Consider the following 19,129-nt stretch of genomic DNA (forward strand, 5'->3'; position numbering starts at 1 on the left):
TCGCAGCATTTCATGGAAAACGCGTTAACCCTCTGCGGAGAATTCTTAACTCCCGGTCGTTTACCGGCAGTCTCATCGTGATTCGCTTTCTTGCCCTGCTCGCCGCGCTGGCGGCCTTGCCCGCATCCATCGCATGGGCCGCATCGACTGGCGCGGTGACGGTGCAAATCGTGGACGAGCGCGGCGTGCCTGTGCGCGACGCCGTGGTCGAACTCGAGACTTCGGGCTGGCGCGGGGGCCGTATCACCTTTCCCTGGCGCATGGCGATGGCGCAAAGAAACGAGCAATTCGTTCCCGGCACGCTGGTGATCGCGCGAGGGAGCACGGTGGCTTTTCCCAATCTCGATAAGGTCCGCCACTCGGTCTACAGCTTTTCGAAGCCGGCCCGCTTCCAGATCGATCTCTACGGCCGCGACCAGACGCGTTCGCATACCTTCCCCGTCAGCGGTTCGGTTACGCTCGGCTGCAATATCCATGACGATATGAGCGGATATATCCGCGTGGTCGATACGCCTTTTGCCGCCAAGACCGACGCCAATGGCTATGTTACGCTGACCGGCGTGCCGTCGGGGGCTGCGACCCTCACCGTATCGCATCCACGCCTGCGCGCGCCCGGAGGGGAAATGTCGAAGAGCATTTCGGCACGCGGTGCGCAAAAGATCGCGGTCCGCCTGCGGTGAAGAGCGCCTTCCCATCGTTCCCGATGCCGACCTTTCGCTCGCTCAAGAGCCGGATCGCCGCGCTCTACGCCGCGCTGTTCGCGGTGGTGGCTGCGGTCCTCATGGTGCTGGTCAATTCGGGTATCGAACGGTTCGGCGAAGCCAGCGCAAGCCGGGATCTCGCCGCCAATGCCCGGGTGTTCGACGAGATCATCGATCTGCGAGCGAGGCAGATGCGCGCATCTGCCGATGTGCTCGCGCGCGACTTCGGCTTTCGCGAGGCGGTTGCGACGGGCGATGCGCCGACCATCGCCAGCGCGTTGCGATCGCTGCGCGACCGCTCGCAGGCGAGCGCAGCCTTCGTGGTCGGGCTCGACGGATCGCTGATCGGCGATGGCCAAACGGCTACGCCGCCGCTCGAGGCGATCTGGTACAATCTCGACGACGGAATCGAAAAGGGCACCTTACGCCTCGGCGGCGTGCTGGCCTTGGCGGCGGCATCGCCGATCGAAGCGCCGGAACTGATGGGCTGGCTGGTACTGGCAGCGCCCTTCGATGAAAGGGAAATGGCGCGCCTGGCGGAACTCGCCGCGGTCGAAACCGAAGCTGCCGTGCTCGGCGAGGCCAGTCTCACTCCGCTCCTCGCCGATGCGGGGCTTGGCGAAATCGTCGAGGCGGACGATCCTGCGCGCAACCTGTATCATGTGAGCGCATTGCCGAGCCTGCAGGAAGGCATCGAACCGCGTCTCGTTCTGCGCCATTCGATGGCGGGGGCGCTCGCGGAATATGCGAGGCTCAAATACGTGCTGGCCGGCGTTGCGCTGGCGGGTCTCGCGCTCATGGTGGGGCTTGGCTGGCGTATCGCACGCGGTATCACCGGGCCGCTGTCCACGCTCGACGAAGCCATGCGCCGCTTCGGGAAGGGCGAGGAGACTGTGGTACGCGTCGAGACCGAGGACGAGGTCGGGCGGCTTGCCTCCAGCTTCAATTCGATGTTTGCGGCAATCGCGGAGCGGGAGCGCCAGATCGTCCATGTCGGCCTGCATGACGAATTGACCGACCTGCCCAATCGGAAGCTGTTCGCCGAACAACTCGACCAGGCTCTGGCAAGGCGTGACGATCGCGAGCGCGTGCTGGTCGCCTATTGCGACCTCGACGATTTCAAGCTGGTCAACGATACGCTGGGCCATCCGGCCGGCGATACGCTGCTGCGTAAGGTCGCCGAAGGCTTGACCGCCGATCTCGGCAAGGCGCTGATCGCGCGGCTGGGGGGCGACGAGTTTGCAGTGCTCGTGGTGGTCGATGACGATCAGGCCAGTCTGCTGCCTATCGCCCGTCGCATACAGGAAAGTTTCGACCGTCAGGTCGATCTCGATGGCTACACCGCCTTGTGTTCGGCCAGCGTTGGTATCGCCGTGGCCCCGGGCGACGGCGAGAACGGGACCGATCTGCTCAAGCATGCCGACCTGGCCCTTTATCGCGCCAAGCGCGAGGGCAAGTCGTCCTTCCACTTCTTCGAGCCGATGCTCGATCAGGAAGCCCGCCGGCGGCGCGAACTCGAACTCGAACTGCGCCTGGCGATCAAGAACGGCGAATTCGAACTCTATTTCCAGCCGCTCTACAGTCTGGCCCAGGAGAAGCTTCAGGGCTTCGAGGCCCTGATCCGCTGGAACCACCCGACGCGAGGCCTCGTCAACCCGGCCGAATTCATCCCTCTTGCCGAGGAAACCGGGCTAATCCTGCAGATCGGCGAATGGGTCGTGCGCGAAGGCTGCCGCGCGGCGCTCGCCTGGCCCGAAGCCCTGTCGATCGCCATCAATATCTCACCCAGGCAGTTCGCCGCGCCGGGACTGGCAGCTACCATCATGCAGGCACTCGCCGATTCCGGCCTGCAGCCGGAGCGGCTCGAGCTGGAAATCACGGAAAGCGTTTTCATCGCCGACATCGAAAAGACGCTCGGTACCCTCCACGAGCTGCGCGACCTGGGCGTGCGTATTGCACTGGACGATTTCGGCACGGGCTATTCTTCGCTCAGCTACCTGCGCAGCTTCCCCTTCGACAAGGTGAAGATCGACCAGACCTTCGTGCGCGACCTGAACGACAAGGGCAACAACGCCCATGCGGTCATCCGCGCGATCACGACGCTCGCTTCGGCGCTGGGGATGGATACGCTGGCCGAGGGTGTCGAAAACCTGGAGCAACGCGAAATCCTGCGCCGCGAAGGGTGCGAATTCATCCAGGGCTATCTGCTCAGTCGTCCGGTTCCGGCTCACGAATTGGCCCTGCTGATCGGCACGGAGGAGATGGAGGGCCTCGCCGGCGTGGTGGTTTGAAACGGCGACCGCATGCGTATTCATGCGCTCCTCGCGGGGCCGCGCCTTGACACTTGCCGCGGTATGGCGCGGAACTCATCGCTTCCCCCGGGATAGAGAAGAGCGATGGCCGAGACGAATATCGAACCGACACTGGCGAGCCTGAGCGAGCGCCTGAGGGTACTGCACCGCCAGACGCGGGAAACTCCGCTGTTCAATCCCGTGTTCCAGCTCTCGCTCGATATCTCGCGCAAACTCGAAAGCGGCGAGCTGGGAATTGCGGCGCTGGCCGGGCTGGTGGACGAGCTCGAGGCGCAATCGCTCGATGCGCGGGCCATGAGATTGCGTACTCTGCTCGCGCCCCGCAAGGCGGAGGAAAGGCTGGCGGCGCTGGCCGAGACGGGCGATGACTTCGAGCGGTTCCGCACCCAATGGGAACACCCGCACATGCATGCGGTCTTTACCGCCCACCCGACTTTCCTGCTGTCGCCACAGCAGAGCGAGGCGGTGGCGGGAGCGGTCGCCGAGGGCGGCGAGGCCGAGACGGACGGGGAAAGGCAAAAGCCAGACATCACGCTGCGTTACGAGCATGACCGCGCCATGGCGGCGCTCGCCAATGCCCAGGAGGCACGCGATCGCATCGTGAGCGCCGTGCTGCGCGAAGCGCAGAAGGCCTACCCCGATCGCTGGACCGAATTGCAGCCGCTGCCGTTCCGTTTCGCCAGCTGGGTCGGCTACGACATGGATGGGCGTACCGATATCAAATGGTACACTTCGATCGCGTTCCGGCTTGCCGAGAAAGCGGAACGGCTGGGTCGTTACGCGGCATCGCTGGAAGCGATCGATTCCTCGCATGCGCTGGTCGCGACCTTGCGGGCGGCGCAGGACCGTGCGCAGCGCAGCGCGGAGGAATTCGCCGGAGACCTGTCCGACCCGAAGGACCTGTCGCAAGCGGCCAACCGCTTGACCGCAGATCACTCCGACAAGCTGCTCTCGCTCGCTCCGCTGATCGACTGTCTCGAAAGCGAGGCCGCCGAAAGCGACAGCGATCGGGCGATTGCGCTGCGCACGCTGGTCGCCGCCATGCGTGCGGACGGGCTGGGCATGGGCTGGATCCATTTCCGCGTGAACGCCAAGCAATTGCACAACGCCATTCGCACGCGGCTCGGCGATGCGGCGGATATCGATCTATCCAGTCGCGGCGCGATCGCCGCGCTGCGCGAGCTTCTCGCGAATGTCGCGCCGCAGAGCGCGAATTTTGCCAGCCTCGCGGTCGAGAGCTCGACCGCCGTGCGTCAGTTCCTCGCGATGGCGCAGATACTCAAGCACATCGATTCCGATGCGCCGATCCGCATGCTGGTGGCGGAATGCGAACAGCCCTCCACCGTTCTTGCCGCGCTCTATTTCGCGAAGCTCTTCGGGATCGCCGACAAGGTCGACGTATCGCCCCTGTTCGAAACCGAAACCGCGCTCGAACATGGCGGCCGCTTCCTCGACCTGTTGCTCGCCGAACCGGACTACCAGGCCTATGCCAGGGAGCGCGGACGCGTGGCCATCCAGACGGGTTTCTCGGACGCGGGTCGCTTCGTCGGCCAGATCCCCGCGAGCCTTGCCATCGAACGTCTTCAGGGCCGGCTGGCGGAGGCGATGAGTGCTAACGGCCTCACCGATGTCGCGGCGTTGATCTTCGACACGCATGGCGAGGGGATGGGCCGTGGCGCGCATCCCTCGAGCTTCGAGGATCGGATCGAGTGGGCGCTCAGTCCATGGGCCCAGCGACGTTTCGCCCGTGCCAGCATCATGCTGGAGCCCGAGGCGAGCTTCCAGGGCGGCGATGGCTACCTTCTCTTCGCGACGCCGCAGATCGCGCTCGCGACGCTGACGCAGATCGTGACCTACAGTCCGGCGCATACCGATGCCGATGTTCCCACCGATCCCTTCTATCGGCGGACCGACCTCAGCCTCGATTTCTACCGCGCGATCAAGGATCACCAGCGCGAGCATCTAGAGAGCCGCACCTACAGCCGTGCGATCACCGCCTTCGGCCTCGGCCTGCTCAACGAAACGGGCAGCCGCAAGTCTCGCCGCCAGAGCGACATCAATGCCGATCGCGAGATGAGCCTGCGGCAGATCCGCGCGATCCCGCACAATGCGATTCTCCAGCAGCTCGGATATCCGGTCAACATCATCGCAGGGGTGGGCAGCGCGGCGGAAAGCAATATCGAAGAGATCGGCGCGCTGCTTTCCGAAAGCCCGCGTGGGCGACAGATCATGCGGCTGGTTCGCGCCTCCAATGCGCTTGCCAGCATCAAGACCGTCGCCGCCTTCGGCGAGCTGTTCAATTCGGCCTATTGGGCAAGCCGCCCCTATCGCGGCACGGAACCGCACCTGGCGCAAGCCTGCGAGGCACTCGCGGAATATCTTATCAAGGACGACCGCAACGGCGTGTTCCGCCGCCTTGCCTCGCGCTTGCGGGTCGATGCCTTGAAGCTCCACCGATTGTTCGACCTGGTGCCCGACGACGAACCGCATCCCGAGCGCGAAAGCGTCCGCCGGGCGATCGGCGTGTTGCAAGCGGTGCGGCTTGCCTTGCTCCAGCACATGTTCCTCAAGGTCGTCTCGGTGCCGGCTTTTAGCCGCGCCAACGATATCAGCCGCACCGACGTGCTCGAGATGGTCTTTACGCTGCGAGTCGACGAAGCGCTGGCCCAGTTGCGGCGCGCCTTCCCGACGAGTTTCCCGCGCAAGGGCGATTTTGCTCTCGACGAGGCCGGTGAGTATCCGGTTGGTGCGGGCGAAGGCTATGCCGCGATCCGCGAGAACTACATCGACCCGATCGAGCAAGCCTATGCGTTGTGTCTACGTATCTCGACTGCCATCGCCAATGAGTTCGGCGCACACGGCTGATTGAATTTCCCGCGATTCCAGCGCAGTATCCCCCGGGATCATTCGGGGGGTGCGATCATGGAAAATTTCCTGCTCGGTGTGGGCGCCACGTTGTTGGCGCTGGGCGTGTTAGGCTATCTCGGCTTCAGGCTGTTCCGTCGCGGGCCGCTGACCTTCGCCATCGACGGTTTCTACACGCATGTCGTCGACGGGGATGTCGGCCCGTTCATCCGCGATGTGCAGGCCGACGTGCCCGATGCCGAGATATGCCGCCTGGACGATCGCATGTCGTGCTCCATTCGCGATGCGGTGCAGTGTCATAATCAGGCCGGCCGGCCCGACTGCAACGTTCTGCTGCTCTCGGGCGGTGGTCAGTGGGGCGCTTATGGCGCTGGCCTGTTCGATACGCTCAGCCGCAACAGCGGCAACGATCTTGCGCTCCCCGATATCGGAGTGATCACCGGCATCTCGACCGGTTCGCTCCAGGCGCTGATGCTGATGGTAGCGCTCGATCCAAAGCAGACACCCGATATGCGCCGCTTGGCGCTCAAACGACTGGTGTGGGGCTATTCGCCCGAACGCGAGAGCGATGTCGTAAGGCACACCAAGATGATCGGTGTCCCGATCTTCGGATCTGCCGCAGGTACCGCGCCCCTGCGCAAGCGGATCGTGGAAGCGCTGATGCCCGATGGCGACGAGAGCCTCGTCACGGCTATCGGCCAGTCGAGTATCGAAGGCTTCGCCGGCTTCGTCGAAGCCGGGCGCGGTGTCTTCCGCTATGCCGATATCAAGGAACTGGTGAATGCCGCGCCCAATGCCGCGGCAGCGGCGCAGGCTCTGGCTGCGGCGACCATGGCGTCTTCCGCCATGCCCGTGTTCCACCAGCAGCTGCGCGTCGCCGGTAGCGACGGGAAACCGCTCGCGCTCTACGACGGCGGGGTCCGGCGCTCGGTCTTCTTCGACCGCGCGATGGCGGCGGTCGACCAGGAAGTGCGCGTGCAGATGAAGGGCCACGCGGTGGCAAAGGTGGCGGGCGGTGCATCGCAGGAAGCCATCGCCCAGGACTACGAGGCCACGGCGCCGACCGTTTACGTCGTGCGCAACGGCCCGACCGCGCGCAAAGATCAGATTTCGCTCAACTCGACGTCCGGCCCGCTCAAGAACGGGCAGCGCGGCTACGACCTGCTTGTCAATGAGAGCGAGATCGGCGCAATCGCCGGTCTAAGGCTCAACAATCCCTATGGCCGTATCATGCTGACCAGCGCGGATCGCTACGACACTTTCTGCAGCGAAGTGGGCGAGAATTTCAAGAAAGACGAAATGTTCAAACCCGCCTTCATGGCTCGCCTGCGCGACCTCGGCCGCCACAAGGCCGAACGCGCCGAGGGGCCATGGTGGCCGCTGAGCACGATAAAGCCGGTTTGATAAATGTCCTACGACGGGGACTGTTTGGTGCGGTCGAGAAGACTCGAACTTCCACGGCCTTGCGGCCACAACGACCTCAACGTTGCGCGTCTACCAGTTCCGCCACGACCGCACACAGTCAGCATCGGGAGCGAATCCGTATTCGGAGGCTCCCGTCGGTAGGAGCGCGCCACTAGCAGCGAGGCTGCGGCCCCGCAAGCATCTTTATCGCAGGTTTGCGGACGCTAACGCGGTGCCCAGCCGATATCGGCGAAAACGGCCGATTTGGGCACGTCGGTTACGGCTTCGTTGATGGTCAGTTCCTCGCCCGGCGCGAGCGTGGACTGCGGTGGCTGGACCACCCAGCTATAGACCTGTCGCTCGCGCTGGTCGCGCAGCACGATCAGGATCGGCGGGATCGGCCGGGATTCGCGTGCGGTGTTCTTGACGATGATCCGCGCGCCGAAGAATTCGGTGCCATTGGGCAGCGTGCGGCGCTCCTGCTGCTCGACCGGGAACGACAATTCGAGATCGGGCTGCGCAGCACCGAACAGCGGGCGGGAGACCGGAACCCACTCGGGCAGGCCGACGGTGTTGACCGCCGCGATCGTGCCCAGTGCGATCGCCGCGAAAATCGCCGCGGCCCAGGTCCACAGCTTGGTGATGTTGCGGCGCGGCCGGAACGGCGGCGCATGGTCGAAGCGCGAAGGGCCGTCGCTCTCCTCCGGGGCAGGCGGAGGCGGCAGGTCGTCCTGCACCTCGCCATAAGGCGGAGCGGTCTCGTCGAAATCGGGGCCCTCGCGGAACGGCGGTTCGCTTGCCGTGTCGTCGTAGCTAAAGCCCGGCTTTGCAGCCGGGTCGGGTGCCCCGGCAGCGGGCTTGGGCGACGTAGGCGGCGGCGGAGCGGCTGCGGGGACCGGCACCGCTGCGGCGGCCGCGATCCGCTCGGCATCCGGGCCTTCTTGGAACCAGCTATGCTTGCACTTCGCGCAGCGCACGGTGCGCCCGTCGATTCCGATGGCGCTGTCGGGCACGACATAGCGCGTGGAACAGGCGGGGCAGGCGATGATCATGGTGACCCGAGGCCTTAGGACGCCATGCGAATCACGACAAGCGACAGTCCTGTTCGCAAACCCCGGAGGCGGCTTTTTTCCACATGCAAGCGCGGTTATAGGCGGTTCGAGACGATGACGGGCGTTCCTTTCCTCTTTATCGAACGGGCCGGGCGATGAGCGTGCCCGAGGACGAGATCGTCCAGTTCGACAATGTCGGATTGCGCTACGGCACCGATCGCGAGGTTCTCTCGAATGTTTCCTTCACGCTCTATCCGGGCCGTTTCTACTTTCTCACGGGGGCAAGCGGGGCGGGCAAGACAACACTCCTGAAACTGCTCTACCTCGCCCAGCGCCCCTCGCGCGGGGCGATCCGCATGTTCGGGACCGATGTCATCACGCTCCCGCGCGAGCGCCTTCCGGCCTATCGGCGCCGGATGGGGGTCGTGTTCCAGGACTTCCGACTGGTCGATCACCTTTCGGCCTTCGACAATATCGCGCTGCCGCTGCGCGTTTCGGGCGTGCGCGAGGCGGACTTGCTGGGGCCGGTTACGGACATGCTCGAATGGGTCGGGCTCGCGCATCGTGCCGGCGCGCGTCCCGCTACCTTGTCGGGCGGCGAACAGCAGCGCGTCGCTATTGCGCGCGCGGTCATCGGTCGACCCGACATGCTGGTGGCCGACGAACCGACGGGCAATGTCGACCCTGAAATGGCGCTCAAGCTGATCCGCCTGTTCGAGGCGCTCAACCGGCTCGGCACGACCGTCGTGGTGGCGACTCACGATGTGCACTTGCTGCGCAAGGTGCCCGATTCACTCATCATGCGGCTCGACAAGGGGCGGCTGTCCGACCCGACCGGCGCATTGCGTTATCCGCCGCGGCGGGTGGGGGCGGGCGAATGAAGAAGCCCCCGGTCCTCGCCCGCGCCGCGGAGCGCGGTTTGTCGCCTTTCAGCGGACGCCGCGCCGCGCATCTGCTGCCTCAGGCGCGGCTGGGCGGGCCGATGCCCTGGGTGATCGCGATCATGGTCGCGATCACGGTGCTGGCGGCGGGCGGTGGGCTCGCGCTGGACAACCTTGCCGACCGCGCGCGCGGCGAACTCGCAGGCAGCGCCACGGTGCAGATCGTCGAAGCCGACCCGCAACTTCGTGCCCGGCAGGCCGAAGCCGCAGCCACGATCCTGGTGCAGGATCCGGAGGTCGCCGGGCTCTCGATAGTGCCGCAGGAGGCGGTGGAGCAACTGCTCGAACCCTGGCTGGGCACCGATGATCTCGAAGACGCGGTGCCAATCCCCGCGCTGATCGACCTGCGGCTGCGCGACGGGGCGGACGAGGCGACGCTACAGCGGCTGCGCAGCCTGCTTGCCGATCGTGCCCCTGCTGCGCGGATCGACGCGCAGGCTCAGTGGCTCGCGCCCGTACTGTCCGCGCTGTCGGCCCTCGGCTGGATGGCTGTGGGACTGATCGCCCTGCTGGCTTTCACCGGTGCGGCGGCGGTCTGGCTTGCGGCGCGCAATGCGCTGGGCACCAATCGCGACACGATCGAGATCGTTCATCTGCTCGGCGGCAGTGACGACCAGATCGCGCGCGTGTTCCAGCGCTCGATCCTGACCGACGCGCTGGCCGGCGGCGTGTTGGGCCTGCTGATCGGCATGGCGGCGGTGTGGCTGATGGGCGCCCAATTTTCGGCACTCGATTCCGGGTTGGTTTCGGGTGGTGGGCTCGAAAATACCGATTGGCTGGTCTTGGCGCTTGTTCCCGTGGGGGCGGTTGTTCTAGCGGTCTATACGGCGCGCTTTACCGTGCTCGCGTCGCTCAGGAAAATGCTGTGATCCTTCGTTTCTTCGCCGCCGTCCTGTTAGTTTACGCCTTCGGTTTTCTCGGCTTTGCCGTCTCGCTGCCGAAACCGGTGGCGGGCGAGCGGACGGACGCGGTAATCGTGCTGACGGGCGGGCCGGGAAGGATCGCGCGCGGGCTCGCGGTGGTCGAGCAAGGGTTGGCGAAGGAAATGTTCGTCTCGGGGGTCGATCCGGAAGTCCGGCCTGCCGAATTCGCGGCCGAATTCGACGTTTCGCGGCGCACCATGGAATGCTGCGTCAAGCTCGGCTATCTCGCGGTCGACACGCGCAGCAATGCGGGCGAAGCGGCGCAATGGCTGAGGGAGAACGAATTCGAGTCGGTCCGGCTGGTGACGACCGACTGGCATATGGCCCGCGCGAGTTCCGAATTCGGCGAAACCCTGCCGCCCGACATGCGCGTGGTGGAGGATGCGGTGGTCTCGCATCCCGATCTCGCCACGCTTTATCTGGAATACAACAAGCTGCTCGCAGCGGCGATCTCGCAAGGGTTGCCGAGCTGAAACTGTCATGCGTCTGCTCCGCAATCTCGCCTTCTACCTCGCCTTCTATCTTGGCAGCCTGCTGATAACCGCGGCCTCGCTCGCGTCGCTGCCGTTCAGTATCGATGCCTTCCGCGCCCGCGTGCGCAACTGGGCGCAGTGGCAGCGCTGGTGCCTGACGCACCTGCTCGGTTGCGAGATCGTGCTCGACGGCGCGCCGCTCGACGAACCGGTGCTCTATGCCATCAAGCACGAAAGCTTCTTCGAGGCGATCGATGCGCCCGCACTGTTCGACACGCCAAGCGTCTTCGCCAAGCAGGAGCTGTTCCGTATCCCCTTGTGGGGCCGCGCGGCCGCCGCCTTCGGTCTGGTGCCGGTCGAACGCGATGCCGGGGCGAGGGCACTGATGACCATGATCCGCTCGGCCAAGGCACTGGTGGCGGATGGGCGCCCGCTGGTGATCTTTCCCGAGGGTACGCGCGTGCCACATGGCGAAAACCGCAAGCTGCAGGCGGGCTTTGCGGGGCTCTACAAGATGCTCGGCTTGCCAGTGGTGCCGGTAGCGGTCGATAGCGGGCCGGTCTATCACAGCCTGCTCAAGACACCGGGCCGGATCACCTACCGCTTCGCCGAACCGATCCCGCCGGGCCTCCCGCGCGCCGAATTGGAAGAGCGGGTGCGAGAGGCGATCAACGCGCTCAACAGCTGAAACTTACAGCCCGTCGCAGGGCGATGTCCATGCTGCGAGCGTTCGTTCGCGAATGTCTGCCTTTCCGCGGGATGGCTGGTGCATTCAGCGGGCATCTAACCGGCAACGGCTAGGCATCGCGCATGGACAGACGCCAATTCCTTGCCTCCACAGCGGCCCTCGCATGCGTGACCGGTGCGGCACCACTCGGTGCGGTGCGCGCGCCAATGCGTGCCGAGCGTGCGCCGCTGCGCGAATGGGAAATCGGACCGGTCATCCGCGGACGCAACTATTCGGTCGGCATGCCGCTGCACCCGGAAATCTCACGCGAGGGATGGTTCTTCGATTTTCCCGGCCCGCGCCGGCGCGATGGCCATGTGCATTACGTGACCAGGCGCACCGGCCCGCTCGACGGCGCGCGCGGCTTGAGGTTGCGCTATCGCATCGACGCACAGGCTGGCACGCGCTTCGTGCCGCAGGAATTTCCGGACAGGACGGCGCTCTTGTCGCTCTATATCCAGCGGAGGGGCGACGACTGGCTGGCGCGCAGGGGCACGCAGTTCCACCGCTGGTATTCGCCGCAAGATCGCGTTGTGCCGCTCGAGCCGGGCGAGCATGAATTGACCATCCTCTTCGCGGAGAACTGGATCAGCGTGATGGGATCGGATCACGCGCGCAGTCCGCAGGCATTCGCCGAGGCACTGGCCGAAGCGGGCCGTGTCGGATTCACGCTGGGCAGCAGCGGCGGCCGCGGCCATGGCGTCTATGCTACCGCCCCGGCACGTTTCACGGTCCTGGAATTCAGCGTAATCTGAAGGCGCGCGCGGGCACTACTGTCACGGGGGATGTCTCGCCGCGTCGTCTGCCACCTAGTGATCCTTGCGGCCGAAATCTGGGCGTGCGTCGTCCTGGCCCTCTTCGATGATCGAATTGCGGATGGCGCGGGTTTTTTCGAATAGGTCGAACAGCGTGTCGCCGTCGCCGTTGCGGATGGCGCGCTGCAGCAGGCTGAGGTCTTCGCTGAAGCGGCCGAGCACTTCGAGCACTGCGTCGCGGTTCGAGAGGAAGACATCGCGCCACATGGTCGGATTGCTGGCGGCGATGCGGGTGAAGTCGCGAAAACCCCCGGCGGAATATTTAATCACCTCGCTGCGGGTGACGTCTTCGAGATCGGATGCAGTGCCGACGATGGTGTAGGCGATGAGATGCGGGATGTGGCTCGTCACCGCGAGCACGAGATCGTGGTGGTCGGCATCCATGATCTCGACCTTTGCGCCAAGGCCCTCCCAAAATGCGCAGATGGCACGGACGGCTTCTTGCGGCGTGTGTTCGTTCGGGGTGACGATACACCAGCGGTGGCGGAAGAGCTCGGGAAAGCCCGCATCCGGCCCGCTTTTCTCGGTCCCCGCCACCGGGTGCGCGGGGATTACTATCGCTTCGGGCAGCGCGGCGCTCAGGGCCTCGCCCACGCTGCGCTTGGAAGATCCGACATCGCTCACGATCGTGCCGGGCTTGAGATGCGGTGCGATGGCCTCGGCGGCATAGCCCATTGCGCCGACAGGTACACAGAGGATGACGATGTCCGCCTCGCTCACCGTCTCAGCCACGGTGTCGCAAACCGTGCCGACGAGTTCGCGCTTCGCGGCACGATCGCGCACATCCGCATCGGCATCCCAACCCGTGGTCGCAACATCGGGCAGCATGTCGCGGACCGCCAGCCCGATCGATCCTCCGATCAGGCCGAGTCCGATTATGGCGACACGCTCGGCAGTCACGCGGCTTCTCCGCAAAGTTCGCGTAGCACGCCGGCGATGTCGTCCATCTGGCTTGGCGTCCCGATGGTGATGCGCAGCGCCTGCGGCAGGCCCTGGCCCGGTAGGTGGCGCACGGCATAGCCCGCCTCCGCGATCGCCTCGAGTGCTGTCTCTGCCTTCAACTCGCCCTCGAACAGCACGAGCACGAAATTCGCCTTGCTCGGCACTGCGCGCAGGCCGTGATTGCCCAGAGCCTCGACCGTGTCGGCAAAGCGCTTGCGTTCGATACGGTTGGCTTCGCGCGAGCGGGAAACAAACGCATGATCGGCGAGCGCGGCCTGGGCGGCGCGTTGCCCGCTAGCAGTTACGTTGAATGGCCCGCGAATTCGGTTGAGCACATCGATTACATGTGGGGCGCCGGTCGCCCAGCCGATCCGTTCGGCCGCAAGGCCATAGATTTTGGAGAAGGTTCGCGTGACGAGCACATTATCGTGCCACTTAGCCAGGTCGAGCCCGCCGTCTGCCTCGTCGGGCTCGAGGTATTCGGCATAGGCCTGGTCGATCACAAGCAGGATGTTGCCCGGCAATCCCGCATGCAACCGCTCTACGTGGTTTCGCGGCAGGTAGGTGCCGGTCGGATTGTTCGGATTGGCGAGGAACACCACGCGCGTGCGTTCGGTCACTGCGGCCAGCAACGCCTCGACATCGGTGGCGAAATCGGCATCCGGCGCCTCGACCGGCACTGCCCCGCAGCGACGCGCGGCAATGTCGTAGACCGCGAAGCTGTAGCGGCTGAACAAGACCTCGTCGCCCGGTCCGGCAAAACCCTGTGCAGCGAGGTTGAGCAGTTCGTCCGAACCCGTTCCGCACACGATTTGCGCCGGATCGATACCGTGCTGCTTGCCGATCGCAGCGCGAAGGGCCGTTGAGTCGGGATCGGGATATGTGGCGGGCGCATGGTCGGTCGCAAGCGCCGCCAGCGCAGTCGCGCTGCAGCCGAGCGGATTCTCGTTCGCCGACAGTTTGACGAGCTTGCGCCCGTCCGCCCCGGTCGATTTGCCGGGCACATAGGCATGGATGCCCTCGATCCAGGGCTTCATTTCGGGTTTGTCTGCCATATCGGCTTTCAGGCCTTAAAGAATTACGGCCCTTCGACAAGCTCGGGGCGAACGGATAGAGAGCCGAGTCCAAAACCCGTTCGTGCTGAGCTTGTCGAAGCACCGTTCTTTTTGATGACACAAGGCTTGGTTTGAACGCGACCTCACAGACAATCGCATTGTCGAGCACGCTGCCCCTCGATGGCGGCGGTGAGCTGGCGGGTGTGGAAGTGTCGTACGAGACCTATGGCGTTTTGAACGCAGAGCGTTCGAACGCCATCCTGCTGTGCCATGCGTTGACCGGCGACCAATATGTCGCCTCGCCGCATCCCATCACCGGCAAGCCCGGCTGGTGGGAACGCATGGTCGGCCCCGGAAAGCCGATCAATACCGAACGCTTTCACGTCATCTGCGCCAATGTGATCGGTAGCTGCATGGGCTCGACCGGACCGGCAAGCGTCGCGCCCGACGGCCAACCTTATGGCATGCGCTTCCCGGTCATCACGATCCGCGACATGGTGCGCGCGCATGTCGGCCTGCTCGATGCGCTGGGGATCGAGCGGTTGCATGCGGTGGTCGGTGGCTCGATGGGCGGGATGCAGGCGCTCAGTCTTGCGGCGAACTGGCCCGATCGGGCCGAACGTGTCCTGGTGATCGCCTCGACCAGCAGGCATTCGGCGCAGAATATCGCTTTCCACGAGCTTGGACGGCAGGCAATCATGGCCGATCCGCGCTGGGCGGGCGGCGATTACTATGGCGGCGAAGCGCCGGACAACGGGCTCGCGGTGGCGCGGATGGCGGCGCATATCACCTATCTTTCCGAAGAGGCGCTGACCGAGAAATTCGGGCGCAATCTGCAGGACCGGGACACCAAGAGCTTCGGCTTCGATGCCGATTTCCAGGTCGAATCCTATCTGCGCTACCAGGGGAGCGGCTTTACCCGCCGCTTCGACGCCAACAGCTATCTCTACATCACCCGCGCGATGGATTATTTCGACCTCGCCGAAGAACATGGCGGGCGTCTGGCGGATGCCTTTGCTGGGACAAGCGCGCGCTTCTGCCTCGTCAGCTTCGACAGCGACTGGCTCTACCCGACGAGCGAAAGCCGGCATGTCGTGCATGCGCTGAATGCCGCGGGCGGGGCGGTAAGCTTCGTCGAACTTTCCGCCCCGCATGGCCACGACAGTTTCCTGCTCGAGGTGCCCGCCTTGGATCGGGTGATCGGTGGTTTCCTCGGATGAGCCTGCGCCCCGACCTCGCCGTGATTGCAGCCCATGTCGAACGCGGCAGCCGCGTGCTCGATATCGGCTGCGGCGATGGCGCGCTGATGCTCGCTTTGCGCGAGAAGGCTTGCGACGTGCGCGGGATCGAGATCGACGGCGACTGCGTCGAACGCTGCGTATCGCAGGGCCTGTCAGTGGTACAGGGCGATGCGGATCGCGACTTGGCCGACTACCCCGACAAGGGCTTCGACTACGCCGTGTTGAGCCAGACGCTGCAGATCGCCGAACGGCCGGACCGCATGCTCGACGAATTGCTGCGCGTCGGTACGCGCGCATTCGTCAGCTTTCCCAATTTCGCCCATTGGCGTACCCGCGCCGCCCTGATGTTCGGCGGGCGCATGCCGGTGACGCGCAGCATTCCGGTAACCTGGTATGAGACGCAGAACATCCACCACGTCACGATCAAGGACTTCCGGGAGCTTGCCCGCCAGAAGGCGGCAAGGATCGAGCGCGACTGGTATTTTGCTGGCGAAAGATCCATTCCGCGGATCGGCGCCAACGGTCGGGCGGAATTCGCGGTGTTCGAACTGACGCGTTAGCGCTTCGAAGCGAGATTATCGGTAAGCAAGGTAGACGGGACGGCCGGCATTGCCGACAATCCCGCTTGACCGCAGATCATCCAGCGCGGTGGAGGCCGCAAATCTTGTGGCCGTCGAGGTCGCGGAAATAGCAGAGATGCATTGCGCCCATCGCGCTTTCGCGCAAGCCCGGCGGGTCTTCGATGCTGGTTCCGCCCGCGGCGATCGCGGCATCGTGCAGTTCTTTCACCTGCTCGGGCGAATCGCACTTGAAGCCGATGGTCATGCCATTGGCGCAGGTCGCGGGCTCGCCGTCGATCGGCTGCGACAGCGCGAGGACATTGCCGCCATGCATGAAGAACACGCGCTTGATACCGGTGTCGGTGGTGTTGTCCATCGATCCTTCGACGCCGACGACCTTCAGCACCTTCTCGTAAAAGGTCTTGGCCTTGTCGATGTCGTTGGTGCCGATCATGATGTGGTTGAACATCCCGTCTCTCTCCTTTGAGTTTCGATTCGCTACTGTAATCGCGCTTGGGGGCGTGACAAGCCGCGATCGCATTTCGTCGCTTGTGCTTCGGGCCCCGGCGTCTAGTAACGCGCGATGTCGACGATCTCTGCCGCGCTCGCCCTCGCCCTCACGCAACTCAGCGCCGGTGCGCAGGGTGCGAGCGATACCTCGCTACCCGACCTGACACTGGAACAGGCCAGCGCGCTGCGGTGCTCGGTGGCATTCGGGCTCGTTCACAAGGCGCAGGTTTCCGGCGAACGGGTGAGCGAGGATTATCCCTTGATGGCCGAACGCGGTCGTGAATTCTTCGTGCAAACGACCGCGAGGCTCATGGACGACCTTGGTGCGGACCGCGAGACGATCATGGGGCTCGTCGAGCGGGAAAGCGTGGATCTAATGCAATCGCCCCAGCGGCTCGACGCGGTCATGCCCGCCTGCCTGCTGATGCTGGACGCGTCGGGTATCTGAACGGGCGTTCAGCAATCGGCAAGCGGCACGCCTTTAGCAGGCGGCATGTCGTCGAGTCACAAGGAATCGACCATGCGCCATTTCCTGCTTCCTGCCGCATTTGCGGCCTTTGTCCTGCCCGTCCCGGCGCTTTCGCAGGAGCCAGCCGAGCCGCAGGCTGCGTCGCTCGCCGAGCTGGGCGAGCAGATGCGCGACGCCGAACGCCAGCGCGAGACCGCGCTGATGCTTCAGGCGATGACCGAAGTGCTGCTCGACATGCCGATCGCGCCGCTGGCGCAGGCCGCCGCCGAGATGGCCGGCGAACAGGCGGAGAGGATCGATCCGGACATGACGCTGCGCCAGGTGGCACCCGATGCGGACCGAGTGAGCGACGAGGTTGCGCGCAACGTCCCGCGCGCCATGGAAGCGGCCGGAGCGCTGGCCGAAGGCCTCGCCGCCATGACGCCGGTTTTGCGTGAGATGGCTGAGCGTTTTCGCGCCACGCTGCCGCCACGCGACTGATCCACCGCTAAATTCGGTTTCTAAAAACCGCGGCAGTGGACGCGTGCCCACGCGCTGTGGCAAGGCGGCGGAATCCATGTGGCAGCTCTACCAATTCCCCCTGTGCCCCTTCAGCCGCAAGCTGCGTCTGCTGATGGGCGAGAAAAACATCGCCTACGAATTGGTGCGCGAGTATCCGTGGGAAGGGCGCGACGAATTCTGGCATCTCAATCCCGCCGGGCGCACGCCGGTTCTGCATGACGCCGCGCGTGGCACCAGCCTGTCGGACAGCCAGGCGATCTGCGAATATCTCGAGGAGACGGTCGAGCGTAATCCTATGATCAACGGCTCGGCGTCGCAGCGCGCCGAAATCCGCAGACTGGTCGCGCTGTTCGATGAGAACCTTCATGCCGATGTAACGGGGCCGCTGCTGCACGAGCGGATGAAGAAGCGCCTCGTCCTGCGCCAGCCACCGGATTCGAGGATCCTGCGCGAGGCGATGAAAAATGCCCATGCGCATCTCGATTACATCGACTGGCTGATCGACACCCGCCAGTGGCTCGGCGGTGCGACGCTGAGCCTCGCCGATCTGACCTGCGCGGCGCATCTGTCGGTTGCGGATTATCTCGGCGGGATCGATTGGAAGGGCCACGATCAGGCGCGCCACTGGTATTCGGTGATGAAGAGCCGCCCGAGCTTCCGCCCGCTGCTGAGCGAGAAGATGGAGGGGCTGCCCCCGCCGCCGCATTACGCTCTGGTGGACGCCTAGCGCGTTATTTCTGGCAAATGGGGCAGAACCAGGTGCTCCGCCCGCCCTGCGCAATGCGGCGGATGGTTCCGCCGTCCTCATGGTGGCACGCTTCGCCTTCGCGGCCGTAGACATGGAAGCGGGTGGCGAAATAGCCGAGATTGCCGTCGGGCTGGGCGAAATCGCGCAAGCTGGAGCCGCCGTCGCGGATCGAGCGTTCTAGCACGTCCTTGATCGCAGGGACGAGGCGCTTGAGCTGCGGCATGGTTACCTTGCCGCCTGGCTTTCGCGGATGGATGCCGGCGTCCCACAGCGCTTCGCAGACATAGATGTTGCCGAGACCCGCAACGATGCGCTGGTCGAGCAGCAGCAGCTTGATCGCCTGCTTGCGCCCACGCGTTGCCTCGCGCAGGTGCTCGGCGGTCATTGCGTCTCCGAGCGGTTCGGGACCGAGCGCGGCGAAGGGCGGCCACAGGTCGAGTTCGGGTGCGAGCAGCAGGTCGACCGAACCGAAGCGGCGAGGGTCGTTGAGCGCGAAGCGATGTTCGGCGGTCTCGATCACGAGATGGTCGTGCTTTTCCGCGTCGGCCGGATCGATTCGCCAGCGCCCGCTCATCCCGAGGTGGAAGACCATCGCATGGTCGCGGTTGGTGTGGATGAGGCCGTATTTCGCCCGGCGCGTCAGATGCGTCACGCTCGCGCCGGTCAGCGCCTGCACAAGATCGGGCGGAAAGGGACGGCGCATGTCGGGGCGGTTGATCACCACGCGCGTGATCGTTTCGCCCTCGAGGAAACGGGCGAGCCCTCGGATCGTTGTTTCGACTTCGGGAAGCTCGGGCAATTTTGGATTTCCGGCGAGTGGCAAGGTGTCGCAAGTGGAAATGGCAGATCGCCGGACGCCGCACCAGCCCTCACCCCCACCCGGCCACCCA

General features: G+C 64.8%; 19 protein-coding genes and 1 tRNA gene. 14 read left to right on the forward strand and 6 right to left on the reverse strand.

Translation table 11 applies throughout. The annotated features are described in order from the left end of the window. The first annotated feature begins 77 nt into the window (after nucleotides 1-77). The 4 genes from ASS64_RS08850 (at nucleotide 78) to ASS64_RS08865 (ending at nucleotide 7,282) form a co-directional block, all read left to right on the forward strand. Nucleotides 78-680: a methylamine utilization protein gene (locus ASS64_RS08850; RefSeq protein ID WP_234002361.1), complete on the forward strand. Its 603-nt coding sequence runs from the start codon at nucleotides 78-80 to the stop codon at nucleotides 678-680. Then, nucleotides 677-2,992: a bifunctional diguanylate cyclase/phosphodiesterase gene (locus tag ASS64_RS08855; RefSeq protein WP_198147681.1), complete on the forward strand. Its 2,316-nt coding sequence runs from the start codon at nucleotides 677-679 to the stop codon at nucleotides 2,990-2,992. The genes ASS64_RS08850 and ASS64_RS08855 overlap by 4 nt, the downstream gene beginning before the upstream one ends. Before the next feature lie 105 nt (nucleotides 2,993-3,097). Then, a complete protein-coding gene (locus ASS64_RS08860) occupies nucleotides 3,098-5,878 on the forward strand; it encodes a phosphoenolpyruvate carboxylase (RefSeq protein WP_067692860.1) in 2,781 nt (926 codons plus the stop codon). 57 nt (nucleotides 5,879-5,935) lie between these two features. Next, a complete protein-coding gene (locus ASS64_RS08865; protein WP_067692862.1) occupies nucleotides 5,936-7,282 on the forward strand; it encodes a patatin-like phospholipase family protein in 1,347 nt (448 codons plus the stop codon). A gap of 25 nt (nucleotides 7,283-7,307) precedes the next feature. On the opposite strand, the gene ASS64_RS08870 is transcribed toward ASS64_RS08865, so the two are convergent. Both ASS64_RS08870 and ASS64_RS08875 read right to left on the reverse strand, forming a co-directional pair. Beyond that, nucleotides 7,308-7,394 (reverse strand) — tRNA-Leu (locus ASS64_RS08870). A 112-nt stretch (nucleotides 7,395-7,506) separates the two neighbouring features. Then, a complete protein-coding gene (locus tag ASS64_RS08875) occupies nucleotides 7,507-8,334 on the reverse strand; it encodes an MJ0042-type zinc finger domain-containing protein (RefSeq protein ID WP_067692864.1) in 828 nt (275 codons plus the stop codon). Between the two features lie 155 nt (nucleotides 8,335-8,489). Here ASS64_RS08875 and ftsE point away from each other — a divergent pair, with 155 nt between their 5' ends. The 5 genes from ftsE (at nucleotide 8,490) to ASS64_RS08900 (ending at nucleotide 12,153) form a co-directional block, all read left to right on the forward strand. Next, the gene (ftsE, locus tag ASS64_RS08880; protein WP_067692865.1) at nucleotides 8,490-9,215 is read left to right on the forward strand and encodes a cell division ATP-binding protein FtsE; all 726 of its coding nucleotides are present in this window, start codon (nucleotides 8,490-8,492) and stop codon (nucleotides 9,213-9,215) included. Next, nucleotides 9,212-10,144 carry an ABC transporter permease gene (locus tag ASS64_RS08885; RefSeq protein WP_067692866.1) on the forward strand — a complete coding sequence of 311 codons (933 nt, stop codon included), beginning with the start codon at nucleotides 9,212-9,214 and terminating at the stop codon, nucleotides 10,142-10,144. Before ftsE ends, ASS64_RS08885 begins: the two co-directional genes overlap by 4 nt. Next, nucleotides 10,141-10,671: a YdcF family protein gene (locus ASS64_RS08890; RefSeq protein WP_067692867.1), complete on the forward strand. Its 531-nt coding sequence runs from the start codon at nucleotides 10,141-10,143 to the stop codon at nucleotides 10,669-10,671. The genes ASS64_RS08885 and ASS64_RS08890 overlap by 4 nt, the downstream gene beginning before the upstream one ends. Nucleotides 10,672-10,678: 7 nt before the next feature. Next, nucleotides 10,679-11,359, forward strand: a complete 681-nt coding sequence (locus tag ASS64_RS08895) for a 1-acyl-sn-glycerol-3-phosphate acyltransferase (RefSeq protein WP_067692869.1) — start codon at nucleotides 10,679-10,681, stop codon at nucleotides 11,357-11,359. Nucleotides 11,360-11,481: 122 nt separating this feature from the next. After that, on the forward strand, nucleotides 11,482-12,153 hold the full coding sequence (locus tag ASS64_RS08900) for a hypothetical protein (RefSeq protein ID WP_083508256.1): 672 nt from the start codon (nucleotides 11,482-11,484) through the stop codon (nucleotides 12,151-12,153). A gap of 54 nt (nucleotides 12,154-12,207) precedes the next feature. Here ASS64_RS08900 and ASS64_RS08905 read toward each other — a convergent pair whose 3' ends face one another. Both ASS64_RS08905 and hisC read right to left on the reverse strand, forming a co-directional pair. Further along, nucleotides 12,208-13,113: a prephenate/arogenate dehydrogenase family protein gene (locus ASS64_RS08905; RefSeq protein WP_067692875.1), complete on the reverse strand. Its 906-nt coding sequence runs from the start codon at nucleotides 13,111-13,113 to the stop codon at nucleotides 12,208-12,210. Next, nucleotides 13,110-14,210, reverse strand: a complete 1,101-nt coding sequence (gene hisC, locus ASS64_RS08910) for a histidinol-phosphate transaminase (protein ID WP_067692877.1) — start codon at nucleotides 14,208-14,210, stop codon at nucleotides 13,110-13,112. Before hisC ends, ASS64_RS08905 begins: the two co-directional genes overlap by 4 nt. Before the next feature lie 131 nt (nucleotides 14,211-14,341). Between hisC and ASS64_RS08915 the strand changes: the two genes are divergently transcribed. Together ASS64_RS08915 and metW are read left to right on the forward strand one after the other, a co-directional pair. Continuing rightward, nucleotides 14,342-15,430: a homoserine O-acetyltransferase gene (locus ASS64_RS08915; RefSeq protein WP_067692879.1), complete on the forward strand. Its 1,089-nt coding sequence runs from the start codon at nucleotides 14,342-14,344 to the stop codon at nucleotides 15,428-15,430. Then, nucleotides 15,427-16,011, forward strand: coding sequence for a methionine biosynthesis protein MetW (gene metW / locus ASS64_RS08920; protein WP_067692881.1), 585 nt, complete (start codon nucleotides 15,427-15,429; stop codon nucleotides 16,009-16,011). Before ASS64_RS08915 ends, metW begins: the two co-directional genes overlap by 4 nt. Before the next feature lie 76 nt (nucleotides 16,012-16,087). Here metW and ASS64_RS08925 read toward each other — a convergent pair whose 3' ends face one another. Then, complete coding sequence (locus ASS64_RS08925) at nucleotides 16,088-16,480, reverse strand: VOC family protein (protein WP_067692884.1); 393 nt, start codon at nucleotides 16,478-16,480, stop codon at nucleotides 16,088-16,090. A 114-nt stretch (nucleotides 16,481-16,594) separates the two neighbouring features. Here ASS64_RS08925 and ASS64_RS08930 point away from each other — a divergent pair, with 114 nt between their 5' ends. The 3 genes from ASS64_RS08930 to ASS64_RS08940 all read left to right on the forward strand — a co-directional run bounded on the left by ASS64_RS08930 (nucleotide 16,595) and on the right by ASS64_RS08940 (nucleotide 18,218). Further along, on the forward strand, nucleotides 16,595-16,969 hold the full coding sequence (locus ASS64_RS08930; RefSeq protein WP_067692886.1) for a hypothetical protein: 375 nt from the start codon (nucleotides 16,595-16,597) through the stop codon (nucleotides 16,967-16,969). Nucleotides 16,970-17,041: 72 nt separating this feature from the next. Beyond that, nucleotides 17,042-17,470, forward strand: a complete 429-nt coding sequence (locus tag ASS64_RS08935; protein WP_198147682.1) for a hypothetical protein — start codon at nucleotides 17,042-17,044, stop codon at nucleotides 17,468-17,470. 76 nt (nucleotides 17,471-17,546) lie between these two features. After that, the gene (locus tag ASS64_RS08940; RefSeq protein ID WP_067693174.1) at nucleotides 17,547-18,218 is read left to right on the forward strand and encodes a glutathione S-transferase family protein; all 672 of its coding nucleotides are present in this window, start codon (nucleotides 17,547-17,549) and stop codon (nucleotides 18,216-18,218) included. A 4-nt stretch (nucleotides 18,219-18,222) separates the two neighbouring features. Here the strand turns inward: ASS64_RS08940 and mutM are convergent, their stop codons facing one another. Then, a complete protein-coding gene (gene mutM, locus ASS64_RS08945; RefSeq protein WP_067692892.1) occupies nucleotides 18,223-19,038 on the reverse strand; it encodes a bifunctional DNA-formamidopyrimidine glycosylase/DNA-(apurinic or apyrimidinic site) lyase in 816 nt (271 codons plus the stop codon). Nucleotides 19,039-19,129 lie beyond the last annotated feature (91 nt).

It is taken from the genome of Erythrobacter sp. AP23 (assembly GCF_001542855.1).
Classification (GTDB): Bacteria; Pseudomonadota; Alphaproteobacteria; order Sphingomonadales; family Sphingomonadaceae; genus Qipengyuania.

Excerpts from the sequence above, each read along its gene's own strand:
- ASS64_RS08875 (WP_067692864.1), bottom strand. The coding sequence starts at position 8,334 with ATGATCATCGCCTGCCCCGCCTGTTCCACGCGCTATGTCGTGCCCGAC.
- ASS64_RS08885 (WP_067692866.1), top strand. The coding sequence starts at position 9,212 with ATGAAGAAGCCCCCGGTCCTCGCCCGCGCCGCGGAGCGCGGTTTGTCG.
- ASS64_RS08895 (WP_067692869.1), top strand. The coding sequence starts at position 10,679 with ATGCGTCTGCTCCGCAATCTCGCCTTCTACCTCGCCTTCTATCTTGGC.
- ASS64_RS08930 (WP_067692886.1), top strand. The coding sequence starts at position 16,595 with ATGTCGACGATCTCTGCCGCGCTCGCCCTCGCCCTCACGCAACTCAGC.
- hisC (WP_067692877.1), bottom strand. The coding sequence starts at position 14,210 with ATGGCAGACAAACCCGAAATGAAGCCCTGGATCGAGGGCATCCATGCC.
- ASS64_RS08940 (WP_067693174.1), top strand. The coding sequence starts at position 17,547 with ATGTGGCAGCTCTACCAATTCCCCCTGTGCCCCTTCAGCCGCAAGCTG.
- ASS64_RS08900 (WP_083508256.1), top strand. The coding sequence starts at position 11,482 with ATGGACAGACGCCAATTCCTTGCCTCCACAGCGGCCCTCGCATGCGTG.
- ASS64_RS08865 (WP_067692862.1), top strand. The coding sequence starts at position 5,936 with ATGGAAAATTTCCTGCTCGGTGTGGGCGCCACGTTGTTGGCGCTGGGC.
- ASS64_RS08860 (WP_067692860.1), top strand. The coding sequence starts at position 3,098 with ATGGCCGAGACGAATATCGAACCGACACTGGCGAGCCTGAGCGAGCGC.
- ASS64_RS08925 (WP_067692884.1), bottom strand. The coding sequence starts at position 16,480 with ATGTTCAACCACATCATGATCGGCACCAACGACATCGACAAGGCCAAG.
- metW (WP_067692881.1), top strand. The coding sequence starts at position 15,427 with ATGAGCCTGCGCCCCGACCTCGCCGTGATTGCAGCCCATGTCGAACGC.
- ftsE (WP_067692865.1), top strand. The coding sequence starts at position 8,490 with ATGAGCGTGCCCGAGGACGAGATCGTCCAGTTCGACAATGTCGGATTG.
- ASS64_RS08935 (WP_198147682.1), top strand. The coding sequence starts at position 17,042 with ATGCGCCATTTCCTGCTTCCTGCCGCATTTGCGGCCTTTGTCCTGCCC.